The 21379-nt window shown below is 67.4% G+C and carries 25 protein-coding genes; 9 read left to right on the plus strand and 16 right to left on the minus strand.

The window, feature by feature from the left end; translation table 11 throughout:
- Nucleotides 1–102: 102 nt before the first annotated feature.
- From ACP7BH_RS12130 to ACP7BH_RS12140, 3 genes are read right to left on the minus strand one after another with little or no spacing between them, the layout of a single operon-like run.
- Nucleotides 103–243 carry a hypothetical protein gene (locus tag ACP7BH_RS12130; protein ID WP_425985537.1) on the minus strand — a complete coding sequence of 47 codons (141 nt, stop codon included), beginning with the start codon at nucleotides 241–243 and terminating at the stop codon, nucleotides 103–105.
- A 10-nt stretch (nucleotides 244–253) separates the two neighbouring features.
- A complete protein-coding gene (locus tag ACP7BH_RS12135; RefSeq protein WP_425985539.1) occupies nucleotides 254–469 on the minus strand; it encodes a DUF3253 domain-containing protein in 216 nt (71 codons plus the stop codon).
- 35 nt (nucleotides 470–504) lie between these two features.
- The gene (locus ACP7BH_RS12140) at nucleotides 505–1503 is read right to left on the minus strand and encodes a D-cysteine desulfhydrase (RefSeq protein ID WP_425985541.1); all 999 of its coding nucleotides are present in this window, start codon (nucleotides 1501–1503) and stop codon (nucleotides 505–507) included.
- An 87-nt stretch (nucleotides 1504–1590) separates the two neighbouring features.
- Between ACP7BH_RS12140 and ACP7BH_RS12145 the strand changes: the two genes are divergently transcribed.
- Together ACP7BH_RS12145 and ACP7BH_RS12150 are read left to right on the plus strand one after the other, a co-directional pair.
- Nucleotides 1591–2418, plus strand: coding sequence for a TIGR02587 family membrane protein (locus ACP7BH_RS12145; RefSeq protein WP_425985542.1), 828 nt, complete (start codon nucleotides 1591–1593; stop codon nucleotides 2416–2418).
- A gap of 6 nt (nucleotides 2419–2424) precedes the next feature.
- Entirely contained in the window at nucleotides 2425–2814 is a 390-nt protein-coding gene (locus ACP7BH_RS12150; RefSeq protein WP_425985544.1) for a hypothetical protein, read from the plus strand.
- Here the strand turns inward: ACP7BH_RS12150 and ACP7BH_RS12155 are convergent.
- Complete coding sequence (locus ACP7BH_RS12155) at nucleotides 2811–3218, minus strand: BLUF domain-containing protein (protein ID WP_425985545.1); 408 nt, start codon at nucleotides 3216–3218, stop codon at nucleotides 2811–2813. The two genes, ACP7BH_RS12150 and ACP7BH_RS12155, sit on opposite strands and share 4 nt — an antisense overlap.
- Nucleotides 3219–3693: 475 nt before the next feature.
- Here ACP7BH_RS12155 and thiC point away from each other — a divergent pair, with 475 nt between their 5' ends.
- Entirely contained in the window at nucleotides 3694–5523 is a 1830-nt protein-coding gene (gene thiC, locus ACP7BH_RS12160; protein ID WP_425987066.1) for a phosphomethylpyrimidine synthase ThiC, read from the plus strand.
- Nucleotides 5524–5607: 84 nt separating this feature from the next.
- Here the strand turns inward: thiC and ACP7BH_RS12165 are convergent, their stop codons facing one another.
- Nucleotides 5608–6546 carry a hypothetical protein gene (locus tag ACP7BH_RS12165; protein ID WP_425985547.1) on the minus strand — a complete coding sequence of 313 codons (939 nt, stop codon included), beginning with the start codon at nucleotides 6544–6546 and terminating at the stop codon, nucleotides 5608–5610.
- Nucleotides 6547–6755: 209 nt separating this feature from the next.
- On the opposite strand from ACP7BH_RS12165, the gene ACP7BH_RS12170 reads away from it, so the two are divergent.
- The 3 genes from ACP7BH_RS12170 (at nucleotide 6756) to ACP7BH_RS12180 (ending at nucleotide 8729) form a co-directional block, all read left to right on the plus strand.
- Nucleotides 6756–7262 carry an AAA family ATPase gene (locus ACP7BH_RS12170; protein ID WP_425985549.1) on the plus strand — a complete coding sequence of 169 codons (507 nt, stop codon included), beginning with the start codon at nucleotides 6756–6758 and terminating at the stop codon, nucleotides 7260–7262.
- A complete protein-coding gene (locus ACP7BH_RS12175) occupies nucleotides 7259–7435 on the plus strand; it encodes a hypothetical protein (RefSeq protein WP_425985550.1) in 177 nt (58 codons plus the stop codon). Before ACP7BH_RS12170 ends, ACP7BH_RS12175 begins: the two co-directional genes overlap by 4 nt.
- A 358-nt stretch (nucleotides 7436–7793) precedes the next feature.
- Nucleotides 7794–8729 carry a hypothetical protein gene (locus tag ACP7BH_RS12180; protein ID WP_425985552.1) on the plus strand — a complete coding sequence of 312 codons (936 nt, stop codon included), beginning with the start codon at nucleotides 7794–7796 and terminating at the stop codon, nucleotides 8727–8729.
- Between the two features lie 120 nt (nucleotides 8730–8849).
- Here ACP7BH_RS12180 and ACP7BH_RS12185 read toward each other — a convergent pair whose 3' ends face one another.
- Both ACP7BH_RS12185 and ACP7BH_RS12190 read right to left on the minus strand, forming a co-directional pair.
- The gene (locus tag ACP7BH_RS12185) at nucleotides 8850–9506 is read right to left on the minus strand and encodes a DsbA family oxidoreductase (RefSeq protein ID WP_425985554.1); all 657 of its coding nucleotides are present in this window, start codon (nucleotides 9504–9506) and stop codon (nucleotides 8850–8852) included.
- Between the two features lie 67 nt (nucleotides 9507–9573).
- Nucleotides 9574–10464, minus strand: a complete 891-nt coding sequence (locus tag ACP7BH_RS12190; protein ID WP_425985556.1) for a DUF1206 domain-containing protein — start codon at nucleotides 10462–10464, stop codon at nucleotides 9574–9576.
- A gap of 131 nt (nucleotides 10465–10595) precedes the next feature.
- On the opposite strand from ACP7BH_RS12190, the gene ACP7BH_RS12195 reads away from it, so the two are divergent.
- A complete protein-coding gene (locus ACP7BH_RS12195) occupies nucleotides 10596–10796 on the plus strand; it encodes a hypothetical protein (RefSeq protein WP_425985558.1) in 201 nt (66 codons plus the stop codon).
- Between the two features lie 107 nt (nucleotides 10797–10903).
- Nucleotides 10904–11599: a Crp/Fnr family transcriptional regulator gene (locus ACP7BH_RS12200; protein ID WP_425985560.1), complete on the plus strand. Its 696-nt coding sequence runs from the start codon at nucleotides 10904–10906 to the stop codon at nucleotides 11597–11599.
- Here ACP7BH_RS12200 and ACP7BH_RS12205 read toward each other — a convergent pair.
- Genes ACP7BH_RS12205 through ACP7BH_RS12215 form a run of 3 tightly spaced genes read right to left on the minus strand, consistent with a single transcriptional unit; the run spans nucleotide 11596 to nucleotide 14050 of the window.
- Nucleotides 11596–13038, minus strand: coding sequence for a sensor histidine kinase (locus ACP7BH_RS12205; protein WP_425985562.1), 1443 nt, complete (start codon nucleotides 13036–13038; stop codon nucleotides 11596–11598). The genes ACP7BH_RS12200 and ACP7BH_RS12205 overlap by 4 nt on opposite strands.
- A complete protein-coding gene (locus tag ACP7BH_RS12210; protein WP_346494761.1) occupies nucleotides 13035–13715 on the minus strand; it encodes a response regulator transcription factor in 681 nt (226 codons plus the stop codon). Before ACP7BH_RS12210 ends, ACP7BH_RS12205 begins: the two co-directional genes overlap by 4 nt.
- The gene (locus ACP7BH_RS12215) at nucleotides 13715–14050 is read right to left on the minus strand and encodes a hypothetical protein (protein WP_425985564.1); all 336 of its coding nucleotides are present in this window, start codon (nucleotides 14048–14050) and stop codon (nucleotides 13715–13717) included. The genes ACP7BH_RS12210 and ACP7BH_RS12215 overlap by 1 nt, the downstream gene beginning before the upstream one ends.
- Nucleotides 14051–14270: 220 nt before the next feature.
- Here ACP7BH_RS12215 and ACP7BH_RS12220 point away from each other — a divergent pair, with 220 nt between their 5' ends.
- Complete coding sequence (locus ACP7BH_RS12220; protein ID WP_425985567.1) at nucleotides 14271–14645, plus strand: hypothetical protein; 375 nt, start codon at nucleotides 14271–14273, stop codon at nucleotides 14643–14645.
- An 86-nt stretch (nucleotides 14646–14731) separates the two neighbouring features.
- Here ACP7BH_RS12220 and ACP7BH_RS12225 read toward each other — a convergent pair whose 3' ends face one another.
- The 6 genes from ACP7BH_RS12225 to ACP7BH_RS12250 form a co-directional block, all read right to left on the minus strand.
- Nucleotides 14732–15601, minus strand: a complete 870-nt coding sequence (locus tag ACP7BH_RS12225; protein ID WP_425985569.1) for an aldose 1-epimerase — start codon at nucleotides 15599–15601, stop codon at nucleotides 14732–14734.
- The gene (locus ACP7BH_RS12230; protein WP_425985571.1) at nucleotides 15598–16467 is read right to left on the minus strand and encodes an SMP-30/gluconolactonase/LRE family protein; all 870 of its coding nucleotides are present in this window, start codon (nucleotides 16465–16467) and stop codon (nucleotides 15598–15600) included. The genes ACP7BH_RS12225 and ACP7BH_RS12230 overlap by 4 nt, the downstream gene beginning before the upstream one ends.
- 3 nt (nucleotides 16468–16470) lie before the next feature.
- Nucleotides 16471–17913, minus strand: a complete 1443-nt coding sequence (locus tag ACP7BH_RS12235; RefSeq protein WP_425985573.1) for an aldehyde dehydrogenase family protein — start codon at nucleotides 17911–17913, stop codon at nucleotides 16471–16473.
- Nucleotides 17914–17993: 80 nt separating this feature from the next.
- Nucleotides 17994–19427: a sugar porter family MFS transporter gene (locus tag ACP7BH_RS12240; RefSeq protein WP_425985575.1), complete on the minus strand. Its 1434-nt coding sequence runs from the start codon at nucleotides 19425–19427 to the stop codon at nucleotides 17994–17996.
- Between the two features lie 52 nt (nucleotides 19428–19479).
- On the minus strand, nucleotides 19480–20238 hold the full coding sequence (locus ACP7BH_RS12245) for an SDR family NAD(P)-dependent oxidoreductase (RefSeq protein WP_425985577.1): 759 nt from the start codon (nucleotides 20236–20238) through the stop codon (nucleotides 19480–19482).
- Nucleotides 20235–21377 (minus strand): fumarylacetoacetate hydrolase family protein, encoded by a 1143-nt coding sequence (locus ACP7BH_RS12250; protein ID WP_425985579.1) that lies wholly within the window; start codon nucleotides 21375–21377, stop codon nucleotides 20235–20237. Before ACP7BH_RS12250 ends, ACP7BH_RS12245 begins: the two co-directional genes overlap by 4 nt.
- Nucleotides 21378–21379 lie beyond the last annotated feature (2 nt).

Below are 21379 nucleotides of genomic sequence, written 5' to 3' on the forward strand. Positions count from 1 at the left end.
CGCCGAATCCGCCGATTTCGTCTCTGTTCGCTATGGGTCGGTTTGCGAAGTGGGCGCCTGGCCCAAAAGCGAACCCCACGCCTCGGCATCTTTTGATGGAGCTCATTGGCGATCCTTCCGCCGCCGGGCGCGGCGCCTCTCGACAAGGACAGTGACGACCACGACGACCAGACCGGACACGAGCAACAGCACGCCGAACCCCGTGTAGTAGGACAGAAACTGAAGCCAATCGGTTCTGGTCATACTGTCTCTCCTATCCGCCGCGCCCGATCCGATACGGCCCCGCCCGCGTCGTCAGCCTTCGCCCCTTCCAGCTCAGGCGCACCAGCCCGTCGCTCACCATCTGATCGACCGCCGCGTGAACCTCAGGCATCGTCTCCCGCCATTCCCCCGCCGAACCAGCCGCCGCCCGCGCCACCTCGCTGGGACAGACGGTCGCGTCGTCCGCACGGGCGGCCAACAACGTCAAGGTCGCCTCGCGCGCGTCCACCCGGCTCACCGCCCTTACAGCGCCCGCTCGATCTCGCTCTGATAGCCGAACAACCCCTGCGCTCCGCCGGTGTGCAGGAAGACCACCGTCTCGCCCCGGAACTGTCCGGCCCGCGCCAGGGCGATCAGCCCCTTCATCGCCTTGCCGGAATAGACCGGGTCCAGCACGATCCCGTCCGTACGCGCCGCCAGGGTCAGGGCGTCGATCACCCCCTGGTCGATCAGGCCGTAGCCCTCGCCCACATAGTCGCAGTCGGCGACCACCCTCTCGCGCGTCACCCGCCCCGGCTGGCCCAGCAGGGCGGCCGTTTGCTCGGCCAGTTTGAAGACGTTCGCCTCCTGCTTCTCCTTCGGCGCCCGCACCCCGATGCCCAGCACCGGAATGTCCGCCCCCATGACCGCCAGCCCGGCGACCAGGCCGGCGTGGGTGCCCGCGCTGCCCGTCGCCGTCACGATGCGGTGGACCTCCAGGTCCATCTCGTCGGCCTGGACCACGATCTCGCGCGCGCAATCGACATAGCCGAGCGCCCCCACCGGGTTCGAGCCGCCGCCGGGGATGACATAGGGTTTGCCACCCCGCGCCCGCACGGCGTCCGCCGTCGTCTCCAGCTCCGCGACCATGTCCGTCCCGCCCGACACGGTGCGGATGCTCGCGCCGAACAGCCGGTCCAGCAGCACGTTACCGTTGCCGACATAGTCGCTGGCCTTCGACCCCGTCCGCTCTTCCAGAATGATCTCGCAGGCCAGGCCGTGCGCGGCCGCCGCTGCTGCGGTTTGCCGCACATGGTTCGACTGCACCGCCCCTTGCGTCACCAGCGTATCGGCGTCCTGCTCGAACGCCGCGCCCAGCAGGAACTCCAGCTTGCGCGTCTTGTTGCCCCCGCCCGCCAGGCCGGTGCAGTCGTCGCGCTTGATCCACAGATCCACGCCCAGCGCCTCCGACAACCGGGGCAGCGGCTCCAGCGACGTCGGCAGATGGGCCAGGCGGATGCGTGCGAAACGGGCGAGATGCATGGGGAACGGTTCCTGTTCACCGCCTTGATAGCGCGCGGACGTGACAGGCCCAAGGAGCCAAAGCCGCTCATCAAGCGTTGCCGCCCCATGACCGCCGCCGCCCCCTTCGACCTGCGCAAGGAGCGCGCCTACGTCCGCGATCTGGCCCGCGCCTTTGCCGGCGCCCTGGTGTTCAACATCCCGCTGCTGATGACGATGGAGATGTGGGAGCAGGGCGTGACCATGGAGCGCTGGCGGCTGCTGACCTTCATCCTTGCCGGCCTGCCCCTGCTCTACGGCCTGGCCTATTATGCGGGCTTTTCAACGCGGCGCGGGTTTCGAAACGACATGCTCGACACCGCCGTGGCCCTGGCGGTCGGCTTCGTCACCGCCTCGGTGCTGCTGATCCTGTTCGGCGTAGTCCAGTGGAACGCCCCGCCGCACGAGGCCATCGGCATGGTCGCGCTCCAGGCCGTGCCCGGCGCCATGGGTGCGCTTCTGGCCCGACGTCAGCTCAGCAGGGATGGGGGCGGCGACACGGACGAGGATGAGGCCTCCTATTTAGGCGAGCTGTTCCTGATGGCGGCGGGCGCCCTCTTCTTCGCCCTGAACATCGCCCCGACCGAGGAGATCATCCTGATCGCCTACAAGGCCACAGCCCTGCACGTCCTGGCCCTGATCGCCCTGTCGCTGCTGCTGCTGCACCTGATCGTCTTCAACGCCGGCTTCGCCGGTCAGGAAGAGGCGGATCATCCCCTGCACGCCTTCATGCATTTCACCCTGCCCGGCTACGCCATCGCCCTGGGGATCAGTTTGTTCGCCCTCTATGTCTTCGGGCGCACGGACGGGCTGTCGGTGCAGGGCGTGGCCCAGATCGCCATCGTGCTGGGCTTTCCCGCCGCCATCGGCGCCGCCGCCGCCCGCCTTCTGGTCTGAGGATCCATGCCCGCCAAATCGCCCGCCAAAGCCAAGTCCGACGACCCCGGCCGCCCCGTCCTGCAATGGGTCATGGCCGTGGTCGGCGCCGTGGTCACCCTGTCGGCCATCGCCATCGTGGTGTGGGAGGCCCTGCAACCCGCCGCGCCCCCGGCCCTCAGCGCCCGCATCGTCGCGGTCGAGGCCACCGCCGCCGGCCACGTCGCCACCATCCGGGTCCAGAACGACGGCGACGACACCGCCGCCGCGGTCGAGATCGAGGGCGTCCTGGGCGACCAGACCGCGACCGCCAGCCTCGACTACGTCCCGCGCCACGGCCACGCCGAGGCCTACCTCCGCTTCGACGCCGACCCGCGCGCGGCGTCCGTCTCGGTCAAGGGCTGGTCCGCGCCCTAGGCCGCCTGGGCCAGGGCGGCCTGCTGCATCCGCTCGACCGTTTCCTGGGCCGAGCCTTCGCCGCCGACGGTGGCGCTCAGCACGTCCTCCAGCGCCGGCGTCACGCGTACGCTGGCCATGGCCCAGCCGGAGAAGTCGCGGGCCTCGATGGACGCGCGTTCGATCACCACCACCTCGTCGTGGCGCGGGTCGTTCGCCAGCCGCGTCATCAGCCGATCCAGATCCGGCCCCGCCCCCTCCAGCACCTGCAGGAACCGGCCGTCGTGGATCATCAGGGCGCCGGTCAGGTCGTCGCGCGCATTGTTCCTCTGCGACACCGCCAGGATGTCCACCTGCATCAGCAGGCTGTCGGCGTCGCCGCGCGCTCTACTGGTATAGACGACGCGTTCCAGGGCCAGGCTCATGTCGTCTTCTCCTCCAGAGCCGCAATCCGGCCGTCGCCCGACCATAACCGATTAAAACTGATGCAACTACAAGGACTTGTGTACGATACCGGACAACTCGACTTCCCGGCTCGGGCGCGTTAGGGTGATCGCGTTCTCCGGGGGGTCGCGCAGCGCGCCTTCAGCGAGCGGTTCCAGCGAGCGGTTCGAAGGCGCGCCACTCAAGTGGGCGCTTTCCGGGCGGCGAACCGGCGACCACTTCGCCTGAAAGCGCCCAGCGGCTGAGATTGGCGTAGCCGCCTGACCCGTCGAACCTGATCCGGGTCATGCCGGCGAAGGGATGGGAAACGCTTTTGGTCCTCAAGACAGGACCGTCTCGCCCGACGTCGGCGGACCTCAACCGTTTGAGGCCGCCATGAACATCCAAGTCACGCCCCCCGCGCTTCCTGAAGAACCCAATGTGGATCTGGCTCTGAAAGACGCGCGCGACGCGGTCATGCGCGAAACCGGGACCATCCCGACCGGCGAACGCGCGGGCAGCCGCAAGGTCTATGTCGCCGGCGAGCTTTACCCCGACATCCGCGTCCCCTTTCGCGAGGTCGCCGTCCACCCCAGCGCCAATGAGCCGCCGGTCACCATCTACGACAGCTCCGGCCCCTATACCGACCCGACGGTGACCATCGACATCAAGAAGGGCCTGCCCCTGGTCAAGTCGTCGTGGCAACTGGATCGCGGCGACATCGCCCCGGTCGCGAACCCCCGCGAGGTCAAGCCCGAGGACAACGGCCACGCGTCCGGCAAGAACCTGGCCCCCCGTTTCGACACCAGCCGCCACCGCGTCTTCAAGGGCGTCGAGGGCCGCCCCGTCACCCAGTACGAATACGCCCAGGCCGGCATCATCACCCCCGAGATGGAATATGTCGCCATCCGCGAGAACCTGCGCCGCGAGCAGACCGCCCCCTGCATCCGCGACGGCGAGGACTTCGGCGCCTCCATCCCCGACTTCGTGACGCCCGAGTTCGTCCGGCAAGAGATCGCGCGCGGCCGCGCCATCATCCCGCACAACATCAACCACCCCGAGGTCGAGCCGATGATCATCGGCCGCAACTTCCTGGTGAAGATCAACGCCAACATCGGCAACTCGGCCGTCCTCTCCAGCGTCGACGACGAGGTCGACAAACTGGTCTGGGCCACCCGCTGGGGCGCCGACAACGTCATGGACCTGTCGACGGGCCGCAACATCCACAACATCCGCGACTGGATCATCCGCAACTCGTCCGTCCCCATCGGCACCGTCCCCATCTATCAGGCGCTGGAGAAGGTGAACGGCGTCGCCGAGGACCTGACGTGGGAGGTGTTCCGCGACACCCTGATCGAACAGGCCGAACAGGGCGTGGACTATTTCACCATCCACGCGGGGGTGCGCCTGCCCTTCGTGCCGATGACCGCCAAACGCGTCACCGGCATCGTCTCGCGCGGCGGCTCCATCATGGCCAAATGGTGCCTGTCGCATCACAAGGAGAGCTTCCTCTACGAGCATTTCGAGGACATCTGCGACATCATGCGGGCCTATGACGTCAGCTTCAGCCTGGGCGACGGCCTGCGTCCCGGCTCCATCGCCGACGCCAATGACGAGGCCCAGTTCGCCGAGCTGCGGACCCTGGGCGAACTGACCAAGATCGCCTGGGCCAAGGGCTGCCAGGTCATGATCGAGGGCCCCGGCCACGTGCCGATGCACAAGATCAAGGCCAATATGGATGAGCAGCTGAAACACTGCCACGAGGCGCCCTTCTATACGCTTGGCCCCCTCACCACCGACATCGCCCCAGGCTACGACCACATCACATCCGCCATCGGCGCGGCCATGATCGGCTGGTTCGGCACGGCCATGCTCTGCTACGTCACGCCCAAGGAGCATCTGGGCCTGCCCGACCGTCAGGACGTCAAGGACGGCGTCATCACCTACAAGATCGCCGCCCACGCCGCCGACCTGGCCAAGGGCCACCCCGCCGCCCGCCTGCACGACGATGCCCTGTCCCGCGCCCGGTTCGAGTTCCGCTGGGAGGACCAGTTCAACCTCGGCCTCGACCCCGAAACCGCCCGCAAATACCACGACGCCACCCTGCCCAAGGAAGCCCACAAGACCGCCCACTTCTGCTCCATGTGCGGCCCCAAGTTCTGCAGCATGAAGATCAGCCAGGACATCCGCCGCGATGCCCAGGCCCAGAACGACGCGGGCGGTTCACTGGCGGAGGCCGAGGCCGGCATGGCGGAGATGAGCGCGAAGTTCCGCGCCGGGGGCGGGCTGGTGGAGGTGAAGGTGTAGGAACCGGCCGCTCTCTGCGCGCAGTTTACCATGCCAGTAGTAGCAGCCCGACTGATGATGGCCGGGCCGCTACATCGTAGTTAGCTACTTCAACTGCGGCACCGGCTTGGCGGCGGTCACCAGCTTCGGGCTTAACGCTGCTATAGCCTGTTGCGCCTTCAACCCGCCCACCGATCCATCGGCAACCTTCGTGCTCAAATACTTAGGCATCTTGTCGGGCAGGTAAGTTTTTCGAACCCAAGAACGAAACTCAGGCAAGGCCTCATCGGGATACACCCACGCATCCTGCGGATTTGAAAGCGCTTGCGGGAAGTTCGATGGGTAATAATGCGGCACCTTCGTGCGCGACCCGTATACGTTATCTAGATTGCCGCTCGACCAGTGCCTACCCCAGTGCTGACCTATGCTGAGGTCAGGGATAAACTTATCTCCAAGCTCAATGCCTTGCTTGATAAGCGTGACGATAATATCAGATATCTCTTTGAAAACACTGAAATAACCATCAGGAACTTGATGGTAATTTAGCGTAACGCGATCGTGGAATTGCTTCCACGCCACCTTTGACGTTCCGTCCGGATTGTATCCGACTTGGGCGTAAACGAAGTCGTTGAAACCCTTTCGAGCTAATACGCGGTAGCTTTTGGCAGCTTGATCATTTTCGCCTCGCGCCTCAAACGCGTAATATTCAAGGACGGCCATACAAACAGGGCCGGGAACGATGTGGTGGATCGTGCCTGCACGTAGCACCGCCTGGAATGCAACGCTGTCGTCTACTCCCTGCACTCGAACCAATTCTCGAATCTTGGCTTCGCGCGGCTTAATCGGGACAGCGTCCCAATCGTTTGTAATTCTTACGATTTGCGAGTGATCGACGCCGCACATGGATGCGAGGCCACGCAAGTTCAAATAGGGAGTACCGTCAGAGAGTACGCCCATTCCTACGCCATTGATTTCCTGCTCGACAGCTACTTCTAAGCTCAATTCGAGTTGCACCTCTTTGGTGCTGAGAGTTACTTCATTCATAGATTTTTCTTTCCAATTCAGACTGTTATGGTGGTGCCGAACTGGACTGGAAAGCGACGCATCCCCCATGTAGAAATAGGGCTGCTCGATACGGACGTTGCAGTCCACGGTGCCCTAGCTGCATAAGCGCAGCGAGGGCACTATTCTCATTATAGCACACTTCCGGAATATGGCCAAGGTTTCTGCGCTGAGCGCACGAGAGCGGACCCATGCCCACCCTCGTCCTACTCGCCGGGCCGAACGGCGCCGGAAAAACCACCTTCATCAACGGGCTTCTTAGGGAGCGCGCTGAGACGTTTCAGTTCGTCAATCCTGACGAGGTCGCGCGCCCCTTGGCACCCGGTGTCGGTCGTGATCTGGCCGCCGGCCGACTGGTTCTGGAACGCCTGGAAAATCTGATCGCCGCCCGCTCCGACGTGGTTTTGGAAACCACTCTGGCCACACGCACCCACGCCCGGCGCATCCGCGAATGGAAGGCGGCCGGATACCGGTTCGAGCTGGTCTATTTGCGCCTGCCCTCGGTCGAGGCCTCCATTGCCCGCGTGGCGCACCGGGTCGAACGCGGTGGCCACGGCATTCCCGAGGAGACGCTGCGCCGTCGCTATCCGCTCAGCCTCCAATATCTGGAGACGACCTACAAGCCGCTGGCCGACCGCTGGGAAGTCTGGTCGAGTGGCGGGGACATGCCGGAACTGCTAGACTGGTTTCCAAGATGAGCCTTACCTTTGATCGCGAAACCATCGAAAAGGCCCTGCGGCGCGCCGCCTGGACCGCCAAACACGGCACGCGCGAGGAGCAGTCCGGCAAGTTCCTGCCGCCGCCCGGCTGGAAGGGGCATCTGGTCACCGCCGCCGACGCCCCGGCTGCACCGAAGAAGAAGCGGGCCTGACCTAATCCTCCCCCATCGGGGGTGGAGGCAGGGTCGCATGCGACCCAACGACCGACCGCGCAGCGGTGGAGGGGGCCGGCCGCGCATCGGCTAGCGCCCGTTCATCGCCGCTGTCAGAGACAACCGTCCGACACCGTGTCTGGCTCAAGCCCCCCTCCACCCCGGCGCAAGGGGCGCCGCGGTCCCCCTCCCCCGATGGGGGAGGAATGAGGGCTTCCTATACAACATGTCCCCTCCCGGACCGTTGAAATCCCTTACCTTTCCCTGAATCGACGCCGTCTACCCTAACACCCCCTGGGGCGGGGTTAGACTGAGGGGCGTCCCATGTCGGGGGCGGCGGCCTGGGGCCTGGGAGAGCATGGATCAGCATCAACCCCGCATTATCGCGCGCGGCGAGTGGGAGCAGAACGAGTACGGCGACCTGCTCTACATCCCCCGCCACAAGGCGCCGCCGATGGGCGATGCGCGCGGCAACATCGGCCCTCGGCAAGAGGGGCGCGATCCCGACGACCTGCCGGTCGACGAATACATCCCCGGCGACCCGACCGATCCGCGCATCACCGAGGCCCTGGCCTCGATGCGCGCCGAGAAGGAAGCCGCCGCCCGACACGAACTGGCGAGGGGCGAACCGGCGAGGAGCGAACCGACGCAGGGCGCGCGCGGCGGCTATCGCCCGGCGTCCGACACGGTCTGGGAAAACGCCCGCAAGGCCTATCTGGCCGGCGACACGGCCGAGGCGGTCAGCGCCCGTTACGGCATGGGCGTCAGCACCTTCCGCGCCCGCGCCAGCGACGAGGGCTGGCGGCGTCAGGACCAGGACGATCCCTCTTCCCTGCTTATGGATGAACCGATCGACCTGCGGTTCGAGACGGCGCAGGGCCTGCCCGACTTTGCCGAGATGGCGGCCCACGCCCTGGTGCGGATGGGCCGGGCGGTCCAGGCCGGGCGCGCGATGGAGGCGGCGCGGTGGGTGCGGCTGCACGCCCATCTGACCCGCCTGGCGCGCGAGGCGGAGCCGCCGGCTGCAAAGCCAGAGCCGAAACCGAAAGAACCCGACATGGCCGAACGCGCCACGGCCGTCGCGCGGGAGATCGGCGTCATCGCCCTGGAGGCCGCCGCCCTGACCCCCGGCGACTACGCCGGCCGCGACGCCCTGATGGCGCGTGTGGACGCGCTGGACGACCTGAAACCACCCCCGATTTCAGACGAATTGCACTATTCAGACGGTGTTTTTGCGCAAGGGGAGTCTGAACCCCTACTTCCTTCTCCCCTTGCGGGAGAAGGTGGCCCGTAGGGTCGGATGAGGGGTCGGTTCGGCCTCGAAATCTCGGTCCTCAGGTGACGGCGCAACCCCTCATCCGACCTCGCTGCGCTCGCCCACCTTCTCCCGCAAGGGGAGAAGGATCACGCGCGCCTAAACCTCCGACGCGATCTTCCTCAGGGCGTCCTCGAACGTCTGGGCCGGCTGGCCGCCGCTGATCAAATATTTGCCCTCCACCACCACGGCGGGGACCGAGGTGATGCCGCGCGAGCGCCACAGATCCTCGGACGCCCGCACGGCCTGGGCGTAGCGCCCCGAGGCCAGCACCTCGCCCGCCTCGGCCCGGTCCAGGCCGGCGGCCTCGGCGGCGCTGGTCAGGACCCCGGCGTCGGTCAGGTTGCGGTTCTCGGTGAAGTGGGCGGTGAACAGCGCCTGTTTCAGGGCCTTCTGCTTCTCGGGCGCCGTCTCGTGGGCCCAGTGCAGCAGACGGTGGGCGTCGAAGGTGTTCCAGATGCGGCTGTCGTCGGTCATCCGCATGTCGAAGCCGACCTCGCCGGCCCGCTCGCGGATCATGGCGCGGTTGGCGGCGGACTGCTCAGGGCTCGCGCCGTATTTGCGGCCGATATGCTCGACGATGTTTTCGCCCTCGGGCGCGATCTGGGGGTTCAGCTCGAACGGCTGAAAGGCGATGTCGGCGGCGATCCCCTCGCCCTTGAGGGCGTCCAGCGCCGTCTCCAGCCCGCCCAGGCCCACCACGCACCAGGGGCAGACCACGTCGGAAACGAAGTCGATCTTCAGGGTCTTGGTCATGGCGAGGGCCTTCTGGAACAGAGAGTGTTGCTTAAGGATATGGCGACGCCGCGCCGGGCGGCAAGCCCTAGCTCAGCAGATCCCCACCCAGGTTCTTGGGCGGCCGGATCCTGCGCCAGCGCGCCTCCACGAAGGCGAAGGCCCCAAAGGCCATCAGCCCCGCCGCCGTCAGCCCCAGGATCCACGACCCGCCCGGCTGGGCCTCCAGCGCATCCAGCGCCGCCGCCGTCGTCGTCACCTCGCCCGACCGCGCGTGCAGCCCGGCCAGCACCACGAACACCCCCAGCGGCAGATAGGCGAACCCCCGCGCCCCATAGCCCGCCCGCGCCAGGGCCGTCGCCGTCCCGCAGAAGGCCTTGGGACAGGCCAGGGCGTCGTCGAAGTCGTCCCGGAAGGCTCTCACGATATTGCCGACGCCGACGCCCAGCACCACCAGCCCCGCCCCGATCAGCAGCGCCTCTCCGAACGGCAGGCCCAGCAGGACGGCCGCCTTCTCCTGGTTCTCGGCGACGCTCTCGGCCTGGGCGGACGATGCGCTGGTCGCCTCGCCGAACTCGTCCAGATACTCGAACACCCCCGACGCCAGCACGCCGTAGAACAGGCCGCTGGCCGCCTGGCCCGCCCGCGTCGCCCAGCCCTTCAGGTCGGTCCCCTCATGGTCCGCGTCGAACACCGCCTGCAGCACCCGCCAGCCGACGAAGGCCCACAGGCCAAGCCCCAGCAGCACCAGCCAGACCTTGCCGAAGGGCTGGGCCGCCAGCCAGCCCGCCGCCCCGCTGGTCCCCACCGCCTCGCCGATCCGGTCGGTCGCCGCCAGCAGGGTCAGCGCCCCGGCCGACAGATAGACAAAGCCCCGCGCGCCGTATCCGACCCGCGCGGCCCACTCGACCAGCGTCGCCAGCGGCGGCAGGCGCCGCAGGACAGGGGCGCGTCTGAGAAAGGTCTTGGCGGCGGTCATTGCATCTCCGGCGGCGAGAAGCCCCCTAACGCCTTCGGCCCGGCAAAGGCTCCCGAACCTGCGCTGTGTCGACATCCGACAGACAGGGTCGCGGCCTCAAGGCTAAGGTTGACGGTCTGGGAGCCGTTCGCTTGCGCATCTACGAGTTTCATTTCTTCGACGAGGCCGACCGCCGCCCCCTGCTCGACTTCTTCGACGGGGCCGACGACGACATCGCCGTCGCCGCCGCCCGCAAGCGCCTGGCCGATCACGCCTCCTGCATCGGGGTCGAGGTTCATCAGGCGGAACGTCTGGTGGCCCGACTGGAACGGCCCGTAGCCGACGCCGGCTGATCGGTTTCGTACATATTGCGGTAAAATCAGGGCTTTTCCCCAGAAACCGGAGCCGGATACAGCTACGCTGTGTCGAGTTTCGACAGACGCGCGAAGCAGATCGCCTTATGCGCGAACTCATGCGCAGTCTCCCGCCGGGCAACCGGTTGATCCACGACCTGAATCCCGAAGACCGCGACGCCCTGCTGGCGATCGCCGTCCCCGTCGAATTCGCCTTGGGGCATGTGTTCAACGAGCCGGACGACGCCATCGAACACCTGCACTTCATCGACAGCGGCTTCTGCTCCTCGGTGGCGGTGCTGGAGGACGGCCGCACGGTGGAGACGGTGATGATCGGGCGCGAGGGCGTGCTGGGCGTCGTCGCCTCGGTCGTGCCGCACCACGCCCACACCCGCAGCGTGGCCCAGGTCGCCGGCACTGCGCGCCGGGTGGACGCCGCGCGCTTTCGCGCCCTGTCGGCCCAGCGGCCGGGCGTGCGCGACGCCGTCGGCGACTATATGGCCCGGCTTCAGGGCGAACTGGAGCAATCCACCGCCTGCAACGCCCTGCACCACGCGGGCCAGCGGTTCGCCAAATGGCTGCTGCGCTGTCACGACCGGGTCGAGGGCGACACGCTGAACCTGACGCAGGAGTATCTGGCCTCGATGCTGGGGTCGCAGCGCACCACGGTGAACGAGGCGGCGCAGGGGCTTCAGAAGGCCGGCGCCATCGCCTATTCGCGCGGCAGGATCACGGTGCTGGACCGGGCGGCGCTCGAACGGGCCGCCTGCGAATGCTACCGCCGGGGCGGCGACCCGCTCTAGTCCGCCTGGGCGGCGGGCAGTTCCAGCACGGCCTTCAGCCCGCCCATGTCGCTGTCCGCCAGGTTCAGCCGACCGCCATAGGCGCGGGTCAGGTCGTCCACGATCGACAGGCCCAGGCCCGAGCCCGGCGCGCTCTCGTCCAGCCGCGCGCCCCGTTGCATGACCGTGTCGCGTTGGTCGGCGGGCAGGCCCGGCCCGTCGTCCTCGACCACCAGGATCATCTGCCCCAGGCCGCTGCCGCCCGCCGAAACACGGACCCGGCGCTTGGAGAATTTGGCGGCGTTCTCGATCAGATTGCCCAGGATCTCCTGCAGGTCCTGACGCTCGCCCAGGAAGGACAGGTTGTCGGGCGCGCGCCAGTCGATCTCGACGTTCTTGTCGCGGAACACCTGTTCGATCATGACGGCCAGCTCGTCCAGCACCTCGGCGACGGGCGTCGTCTCGCCCAGGCCGTGGGCGGCGCGGGCCGCGGCGCGGGCGCGGCGCAGGTGGTGATCGACCTGGCCCTGCATGACCTTGGTCTGGCGCCGCACCAGTTCGGGCAGGTCGCCCGGGGTCGTCCCGGCCTCGGCCAGCATGACCGAGATCGGCGTCTTCAGCGCATGGGCCAGATTGCCCACGTGGGTGCGCTGGCGCTCCACCACCTCCTGGTTATGGTCCAGCAGACGGTTGACCTGTTCGGCCAGGGGCTGGATCTCCAGCGGATAGGAGCGCCCGATCCGGGCCGACTTGCCCTTGCGCACATCGGCGATCTCGTCGCGCAGGTCGAACAGGGGACGCAGGCCGACCCGCACCTGGATGAAGACCGCCGACACCAGGCCCAGGCCCAGGATCAGCATCGCCGTCCAGGTGAGGCGGGCGAACTGGCGCGTGTCGGCGTCCACCTCGGAGCGGTCGATGGCGGCGATGAAGATGACCGGATGTTCGTGCCGGGGAATGGACTTCATGCTGGCGGCTACGCTCATCGGCTCACGGGTCTCGGCGTCGTCCTTTGGGCCGATGGTGTTGAAGGTGATGACGTCACCGAACGCCGCGTCCAGCCGTTGCGGCAGATCGGACGGCAGCGTCAGGTCATAGCTCCACAAAGACGTCGATCGCGCGATGCTGACCAACCGCCCATCCGGCTGCGCCTCCAATATCTGCCAGTATTTGCCCGACAGCAGGCGCAGCGTCCGCGCGTCCTGAATCTGGGGAACGACCTCGTTTTCAGGGGTGCGGCTCGCGGCGACCACGATCTCGTCGATGGTCTCGTTCAGCATGACCCCGAGACGGCGCAGCGCCGATTCCTGAAAGGCCTGGGTCAGGACCAGGGCGGCGACCACCAGGGCCACCAGGATCCAGGCCGAGGCCAGCCAGATCAACCGCCGCGTCAGCGAGCGACCGGGCCGTCCGAACCAACGGCCCCAATCCTGACGCCTGGAAGCCGACGCCTCGGTCACGCCGCTTCGGATTCGCCCGCCAGAGGCGTCAGCCGATATCCCAGGCCGCGCACGGTCTCGATCCGGTCGGACCCGACCTTCTTGCGCACCCGGCCGATGAAGACCTCGATGGTGTTGGAATCCCGGTCGAAGTCCTGATCGTAGAGGTGTTCGACCAGTTCCGTGCGGCTGATGACCCGGCCCTGATGCATCATCATGTAATGCAGCAGCCGGTATTCCAGCGAGGTCAGGCGCAGGGGTTCGCCGTTAACGCTGGCCCGCGCCGCGCGCGGATCCAGCCGCAGACCGCCGCAGGCCAGGGTCGCCGAGGCGATGCCGGCCGAGCGACGCAACAGGGCGCGCAGGCGCGCCAGCAGTTCCTCGGTGTGGAACGGCTTGGTCAGATAGTCGTCGGCCCCGGCGTCGAAGCCCGCCACCTTGTCCGACCAGGCGCCGCGCGCCGTCAGGATCAGGACCGGCGTGGTCTTGCCGTCGCGCCGCCAGCGCTCCAGCACCGACACGCCGTCGATCTTGGGCAGGCCCAGGTCCAGCACGACGACGTCATAGGGTTCGTTCTCACCCAGATAATGGGCTTCCTCGCCGTCAGGGGCGTGATCCACGGCATAGCCCGCGTCGCCCAGCGCCGCCTTAAGCTGACGCGACAGATCCGCGTCGTCCTCGACCAAAAGCACCCGCATCAGTTCGGCCTGCGACGTTGATTGTTGTTGTCATCCGGGCGCGCCTGGCCAGTGCGGCCGTCGACCACGACCTCGCGCACACGGCCGTCACGTTCGACCAGGACGGAGTAGTTGCCGTCGCGGCGCGGTTGGGTGTCGATGGGGCGGCCGCCGCCGGCCGCGCCGCCACGGCGACGCGCCTCGTCCGGACTGACGCGCGGAGGCGGTCGATCCTGCGTCTGTTGACCCTGATCGCGCGATTGGGCTACCGCCGGCGTCGACAAGACGGGAGCGAAGGCCATGGCCAAGGCCAGGGCGGGCGCAGCGATGATGAGGTTGGCGGGTTTGCGGGACATGGCGACCGATCTAGGCCCAATCATCTGAACGGGCGCTGAATACGTCGTATAGTTTAAAGCCCGCGTCGCGCCAAACCGGCGAACGCCGATCCTGTCGAAGTTGTCACCGACATGAACCGAATCTGATCGGCGCTGTTCAGAACCGGCTCAGCCGCCGGATGGTCAACTCTCCTCATCGCTGGTCACCCCGATCGGCGCAGACCGTTTCAAGGAGATCGCCATGCGCAAGCTTATCGTCCCCGCCATCGTTCTGGCCGCCGTTTCGGTCGCCGCCCCATCCTTCGCGCAATCCTATAGCCGTCCGGCCCCGCCGCATCACGGCGCCCAGCACGCCGGCTATGGCGCCTGGCAGTCGATCAACGCCCGCCAGGCCAACCTGGACCGCCGCATCGACCAGGGCGTCCGCAACGGTCAGATCAGCCGCCGCGAAGCCACCCGCCTGCGTGGCGAGTTCAGCAGCATCCTGCGCCTGGAGGCCAACTACCGCCGCGGCGGCCTGACGGCCTGGGAGCGGACCGATCTTGACCGCCGCTTCGACCGCCTGTCGGCCCAGGTCAGAAGCGAGCGCAACGACCGCGACAACCGTCGCGGCTGAGTCTCCATCCCGTTGATGTCATGAGGGCGCGGCCGAAAGGCCGCGCCCTTTTGCATTTCGGCAAACCGACTTCGGCCGCCGCTCGACTAGAGCGGGAGCTCCACAGCCGACACCGTCATCGCCATCCCGAGGGTTTGACCCGGCGCCAGTCGCTGCAATCCGGTCTGTTCCGAGGACGGCGCATTGTGCGCGTCGGGTCGGTGGGTGACGGGTTCGACGCAGAAGAAGTCGGCCCCCGTCGGCGCATAGACCTGGGTCCAGCGTGCAGGCCTATCGGCCGTCAGCGTCACCCGGCGACCGCCGCCGTCCAGCACCGCATTGCCGGTCCAGCCCGCATAGGCGTGATCAACGAAGGGGGCGTCTGCGAGGGCCAGACCGTTCGACCAGTCCGCGATCTCGGCGGGGGGCGCCAGGCGTTCGGGAATCTCGCGGGCGTCGGTGATCCAGACACCCTGGGCCGACAGGGTCAGTCGGCTATCGGCATAGCGATGGAAATAGGGATGCAGGCCCAAGCCAGCGGGCATGGCCGCCTCACCGGTATTGGTCATGGACAGGGTGATCGTCAGGCCTTGATCCGTCAGTTCGATGACCTGATGCGCGCGCCACGGCCAGGGCCAGCCGGCCTCGTCGCCCGGCCAATCCAGGGTCATCTCGACTCCCCGCTCCGTCTGGCGTTCGATCGTCCAGGGCAGCAGCCAGGCGTCGCCGTGCAGGGCGTGGGGGGCGAACCGGTCCAGGGCGGTCAGTCGCACCGGGCGGCCGTCGAAGACGAAGCGTCCGTCGGCGATACGGTTGGCATAGGGGACCAGCGGGAAACAGGCGGTCTCCAGAATGTCAGTCGCGCCGTCCGGCGTGGGGCGGAACACCGGCTGGCCCTGCCAATCCAGGCTGAGCATCGCCCCGCCCTGTTCCGGCGCCACTGTGGCCCGCCAGTCGCCCGCTTTAAGCCGGATCACAGGCGGATCCGGTTCTGCGGCAGGCCCGGCGTCTCGACACGAGTGCGGTAAAGCCCGCCCAGGGTCGGCTGTTCCGCCCGCTTGTCGGCGTTCCCCAGCCAGGCCGTGGTCATATAGAGGTCGCGCAGATCCGGGCCGCCGAAAGCCGCCTTGGTCACCGTCTGGACCGGCATGTCGATCTTGCCGATCCGCGTGCCGTCCGGGGCGTAACGGGCCACGCCCCAGCCGTTGAACAGGCCGACGTGAAGCACGCCCGCCGCATCCATGCTGGGGCCGTCGGCGAACCCGTCCTCGGTCACGGCGAAGACGCGCCGGTTGGAGATCGCGCCGTCGTCATGATCGAAGGCCAGGACCGTCTTCTTCAACGTGTCGTGATGATAGAGGGTGCGGCCATCGGGGCTGAGGCAGGGGCCGTTGGTGACGCCATAGCCGTCGTCGTGCCGCGTCAGCTCGCCCCGGAACCAGCGATACAGGGCGCCGGTCTCGACCTGTTCGCTGTCGTCCATAGAGCCGAACCACAGCGACCCGTCAGGCGCGACGAAGCCGTCGTTCAGCCGGTTCTGCGGCCGGTCTTCCTCGACCGGCTGAAACCGCGAGAAGTCGCCCTGGTCAGGATCGAAGCGATACAGCCCGCCGCGCACGCCGCAGACCAGAGAACCGTCCTCGGCAGGCAGAGCAAATCCGGTCTGGTCCGGCGTGTCCCACGACCGCTTCTCAGCCGTCGCCGGGGTGTAGCGATGCAGCTTTCGACCCTTGATGTCGACGAACCACACCGCACCACGCGCCGCATCCCAGACCGGGCCTTCGCCCAGCTCCGCCTGGATGTCCCAAACCAATTCTGGCTGGGCCAGTTCCACATCGCTCATAGATCAGCTCGCCGAGTAGGAGGTCTTGATCTGGGTGTAGAACTCGACCGCCGCGAAGCCCTGTTCGCGTGAGCCGTAGCTCGACTTCTTCGATCCGCCGAACGGCACGTGATAGTCGACCCCGGCGGTGGCCAGGTTGACCATGGTCATGCCTGCGCGAGCGTTCCGCTGGAAGTCGCGGGCGTGTTTCAGCGACTGGGTGACGATGCCGGCCGACAGGCCGAACTCGACGCCGTTGGCGACGGCCAGCGCCTCTTCATAGCTGGCGACGCGGATGGTCGAGGCGACGGGGCCGAAGACTTCCTCGTTGTTGATGCGGGCGTCGGCGGCGGTGTCGGCGATCAGGGTCGGCTGGACGTACCAGCCGGGGGCGTCGAACGTCAGACGCTCGCCGCCGGTGACGATCCGTCCGCCGGCGTCGCGGGCGATGTCGATATATTTGTACGAGGTTTCGCGCTGGGCCTCGCTGACCGCCGGGCCCATCTGGGTGTTGGGATCTAGTGCGTCTCCGACGCGCAGGGCCGCAACCTTCTCGGCCAGGGCGGCGACGAAGCGGTCGTGGATGCCGTCCTGAACGATCAGGCGGCTGGAGGCGGTGCAACGCTGACCGGTGGCGAAGAAGCTGCCGTCCAGGGCCACGGCGACCGCGCGGTCCAGGTCGGCGTCGTCCAACACGATCAGCGGGTTCTTGCCGCCCATCTCCAGCTGCACCCGCGCCTGGCGTTTGACCGCGCCCTCGGCGACGCCCGCGCCCACGGCTTGCGAGCCGGTGAAGCTGATGCCGTCGATGCCCGGATGGGCCACGATGGCGCGGCCGACGTCCCCGTCGCCGATGACCATATTGACCACGCCCTTGGGCAGGCCGGCCTCATGCAGGACGGCGATCAGGGCCTCGGCCGTGGCCGGAGTCGGGCCGGCGGGCTTGATGACGACGGTGTTGCCGAAGGCGATGGCCGGGGCGATCTTCCAGGCCGGAATGGCGATGGGGAAGTTCCACGGGGTGATCAGGCCGAAGACGCCGACGGCCTGGCGATAGGTCTGGATCTCGACGCCTGGACGGGTCGAGGCCAGGTTCTGGCCGTGGACCCGCAGGGCCTCGCCGGCGAAATACTTCAGGATACGGGCGGCGCGCATCGTCTCGCCAATGCCCTCGGGCAGGGTCTTGCCCTCTTCGCGGGCCAGCAGACGACCGATCTGCGCCGCGCGTTCCATGATCAGGCTGCCAGCCTTGTCCAGCACGTCGAAGCGGACTTCCGGCGAGGCGTCGGACCAGCCGGGGAAGGCGGCGCGGGCGGCCTGAACGGCCTGATCCACCTCGGCGGCCCCGCCCTTGGGCGTGCGCGCCACGACGTCGCGCGTGTCCGACGGGTTCAGGCTCTCGCCCGCAAACGCGCCCGCGACCTTCTCGCCGCCGATCCAGTGCGAAAGTTCAAGCGTGTCGGTCATGGGATGTCCTTTTCATAAGGCTGACGGGCGGCGGGGGAGCGCCGCCCGTTTCGGGGAGATGGGTATGGACGGGCGAAAGATCAGCCCGTCATGTCTTCCAGTTCGCGACCGCGCGTTTCCTTCACCCAGGCCTGGACCAGGAAGAAGGAGATCAGGGCGCTGACCGCATAGAAGCCGTAGGTGATCACCAGACCGAGGGTCGCCGCCATCCACGGGAAGCTGACCGAGATGGCGAAGTTGGCGATCCACTGGGCGAAGCCGGCGACGGCCAGGGCCGAACCGCGCATCTGGTTGGGGAACATCTCGCCCAGCATGACCCACATGACCGGGCCCCAGCTGAAGTTGAAGAAGACCACATAGGCGTTGGCCGCGATCAGGGCGATCAGGCCGGTGTTGTCGTCCAGATGCAGCGACCCGTCGATCAGGGCCGCGCGCGAGAAGCACCAGGCGACCGTGCCCAGGGTCACGAACATGCCCGCCGAACCGATCAGCAGCAGGGGCTTGCGACCGATCTTGTCGATGACCGAAATTGCCGCCAGACAGGCCGCGATCGACAGGACGCCGGACAGGATGTTGATCTGCAGCGCGTCGTTCTCGGAGAAGCCGACCGACTGCCACAGCACCGCGCCGTAGTAGAAGACGATGTTGATGCCGACCAGTTGCTGGAACACGGCCAGGATCAGACCGGCCCAGACGATGGGGCGCACCTTCTTCGTCGCCGGGTCCAGCAGATCCGAGAATTTCGGCTTGTGGTCGGCGCTCAGCGAGGCGCGGATTTCACCGACCTTGCGGGCGCCGGCGGCGGGTCCGAACAGTTTGGACAGCACGGCCTGTGCCTGGGCGTCCTTGTTCTTGGCGACGAGGAAGCGCGGGCTTTCGGGGATGACCAGCAGGGCCAGTAGATAGATGGCGGCCGGCACGACCTGCAGCCAGAACATCCAGCGCCAGGCGGGGAAGCCCAGCCAGAAGTCGGCGGTCGATCCGCCGGCGGTGCGCGCCAGGACGTAGTTGGCCACGAAGGCGCCGGTCAGGCCGGTGATGATCATGATCTGCTGCACCGACGAAAGCCGACCGCGGATCGCGGCCGGCGTGACTTCGGAAATATAGGCCGGCGACAAAACCGAGGCCGCGCCGACGCCCAGTCCGCCGATGAAGCGGGCGATGATGAAGTGGGCCGAACTGTCCGCTGCGCCGGCCCAGAAGGCAGAGACGATGAACAGGACGGCGGCGATCTGCATCACCGTGCGACGGCCGATGGCGTCCGCCAGACGGCCGGCGATGAAGGCGCCGACGGCGCAGCCCAGCAGGATGGCGCCGACGTTGAAACCGGTGCCCAGCGCCGACAGGTTGAAGGCCGCCTCCAGCCCGTCCTGGGTGCCGTTGATGACGCCTGAATCATAGCCGAACATGAAGCCGCCGATGGTGGCGACCGCCACGATCAGGGCGATAAAGGCCATGTTGACGCGGTCGTCGCCCGCAATATCGGGGCCTGAGCCCCCCGTCGGTCCTGCCATCTCGATATTCCCTCCGAAACCCGTCTGACGCGGGCGTGAAACTCAGAAAACCCTATCGCCAGCCGGCGTCCACGAAATACTCGTGACCCGTGATCAGGCGCGCGTCGTCGGACGCGAGGAATAGGCCCAGCGCGGCGACATCGTCGGGCTGGAGCCGCCCGGGCAGGCACTGGGCCGCGACGATCTCGGCCTCGCCCTCGGGCGTGTACCATTTCATCTGGCGCGGGGTCTGGACGTTGCCCGGCACGATGCAGACCACGCGCACGCCGTCGCCGCCCAGCTCACGCGCCAGGGCCCGCGTCATGCCCTCGATGCCCGCCTTGGCGGTCTCGTACAGCGACAGGTCGGGCAGGCCCAGGTGCCAGCTGATCGAGCCGAGGTTGATGATCACCCCCCGACCCTGCGCGCGCATGCCCGGCGCGACCGACTGGGCCGCGAAATAGAGGTGGCGCAGGTTCACGTTGATTCGGTCGTCCCAATAGTCGGGCGTGACCTCGGACAGCGTATGGCGATCATCGTTGGCGGCGTTGTTGATCAGGACGTCGATGGGACCATGTTCGGCGACGACCTCGGCCAGGCGGCCTTGCAGGGCGCCGATGTCGGTCAGGTCGCAGGGACGGAAGGTCGGGGCCGGCGACAGCTCGGCCAGCGACGCCTCCAGCGCCCTGGAATCCGCCTCGGCGATGTCGAAGAAGACGACGCGGGCGCCCTGGCGCGCAAAGGCCTCAGTGAAGCCGGCGCCGATGCCGGAACCGCCGCCGGTGACAACGACCAGACGATCCTTCAGCGACGGATAGATTGCGCCGCTCATGCGGGGGCTCCCAAGAGGCCACGACCGGCCAGATTGCGCATCAGCTCCAGCACCCCGAACCGCCACGGCGGGGCCTGGTCGCAGGTCGCGACGATGTTTTCCAGCACGCCCAGCTTCTCGGAGGAGACGCGGACCCGGTCGCCGATGTTGTGAGTGAAGCCCTTGCCCGGCGCATCGCGGTCGTCGATCGGCGCGAACATGGTGCCGAGATACAGGGCGAAACCGTCGGGGTATTGGTGGGCGCTCAGGGTCTGGCGCACCAGTTCCTCGGGATCGCGGCTGATCAGGCTCATCGAGCTTTCGCCCGTCATGACGAAGCCGTCCGTGCCCTCGACCTCCAGCCGGACGGTCGCTGAGCGCACGTCGTCCATGCCGAAGCCGTCGTCGAACAGGCGGATGAAGGGGCCGACCGAGGCCGACGCGTTGTTGTCCTTGGCCTTGCCCAGCAGAAGCGCCGACCGGCCCTCGATGTCGCGCAGATTGACGTCGTTACCGAGGCTGGCGCCGACCGGCCGACCGGCAGGATCGCAGATAACGACGACCTCCGGCTCCGGGTTGTTCCAGGCCGAGTCCGACCGCACCCCGACCTCGGCGCCCCAGCCGACCGAGGCCAGCACCGGCGCCTTGGTGAAGATTTCGGCATAGGGGCCGATGGCGACCTCCAGATACTGGGACCACAGGCCCTCGGCGATCAGCTGGGCCTTGACGGCCTCGGCCTGTTCCGAGCCCGGCCGCAGATCCTTCAGGTCGCCGCCGATCCGGTCGAGGATGGATTGACGCACGGCATTGGCGGCGTCGGCGTCGCCGCGTGCGCGTTCTTCGATCACCCGTTCCAAAGCCGACACCGCGAAGGTCACGCCCGAGGCCTTGATGCATTGCAGGTCCAGCGGCGACAGCAACTGCACGCCTTCGGACGACCAGGCCGAGGCGACCGTCAGCTCGTCCAACGGCCCCATGTCCACGCCGGCCGTATCCAGATCGTTCAGCGCGACGGCCTGGGCTGTCGTCGCGACATGGGTCGAAAGATCATACAGCCGCCCGCCGCGCGCCAGCACAGGCGACGGCCCGGCCGAGGTCATTACGCGTCCAAGCAGGCGCGCGTCGCGCCAGTCCACTGGCAGGCACTCAGCAAGCAACAAGG

The sequence above is a fragment of the Brevundimonas sp. TWP2-1 genome (assembly GCF_049897645.1).
Classification (GTDB): Bacteria; Pseudomonadota; Alphaproteobacteria; order Caulobacterales; family Caulobacteraceae; genus Brevundimonas.